Source organism: Vibrio sp. 811, assembly GCF_033339195.1.
In genome coordinates this window covers 1-858 of the sequence record NZ_JAWOUB010000223.1, presented here as the reverse complement: position 1 = coordinate 858, position 858 = coordinate 1, and the positions used below count along the sequence as shown (strand labels likewise).

The following is an 858-nucleotide window of genomic DNA, read 5'->3' as shown; positions in this document are numbered from 1 at the left end:
CTGACTTCATAAATTTTCTGCTTTCGTTATTGGTTGTCGATGGATAAACAAAAAGCTCTGAAAAAAATCGCCAAGTGTTTGGAACTGGGTAACTCCGCCAACGTGAATGAGGCGGCTAACGCCATCAAGATGGCGCATCGCCTTATGCTCAAATATGGTTTGGACAAAGACGATATTGAGTTTATCAAAATGGGAAAAACTCAATCTTCTCATTTGTTGCCGTCCAACATCAGTTCTACCCTATTGCGCGTGATTCGTGGCATTAACACTAAGTTTGGTGTTGAAGCCGTCTTGTTGAATCACAAAGGGCTTAAACGCGTTGAGTTTATTGGTGAAGCCGATCGCGCGATCTTTGCTGCCTTTGCTTTCGACATCATCTATCGAGAATTGAATGAAAGCACCGGCCAGTTCCGTAATAGCTTTGCAGGTTCTGGTACGTCTTCAATGGAAGTGACTCGTCGCGTTAACTCTTTTGTTTCTGGCTGGGTAGAAGGCGCACTTGAAAAGCTACCTGTGATCTCACCAGATGAAGAGTCTGCAAACAAAATCAATGATTACATTGATAAAGAGTTTCAGAACATCGACCGTGAAACGTTCAAAAAACAATTAAGAGAAGCCATGAAGAATCTGACTGAAGACTACGAAGTCGGATTAAAGAAAGGCAGAAAAGTCTCTGTAAACCGTGGTGTCGGTGGAGAACAAGCCAGAAAAATGTTGGGCAACACCTCTAAATAAGCGCAACATACTCAACTAGATACGTAAAAGTGGGTTGATATTGAGCGTTATAAGAAAATTCTTACACAGCTTTCTATCAATCTTACTTTCGCATAACAAATATCAATATCTACTGATTCATAA

1 protein-coding gene is annotated in these 858 nt (G+C 41.0%); it reads left to right on the top strand.

Annotation, left to right across the window (positions count from 1 at the left end):
- Positions 1–39: 39 nt before the first annotated feature.
- Positions 40–735: a DUF2786 domain-containing protein gene (locus R7Q46_RS25965; RefSeq protein WP_005462644.1), complete on the top strand. Its 696-nt coding sequence runs from the start codon at positions 40–42 to the stop codon at positions 733–735.
- Positions 736–858: the final 123 nt, after the last annotated feature.

Excerpts from the sequence above, each read along its gene's own strand:
- R7Q46_RS25965 (WP_005462644.1), top strand. The coding sequence starts at position 40 with ATGGATAAACAAAAAGCTCTGAAAAAAATCGCCAAGTGTTTGGAACTG.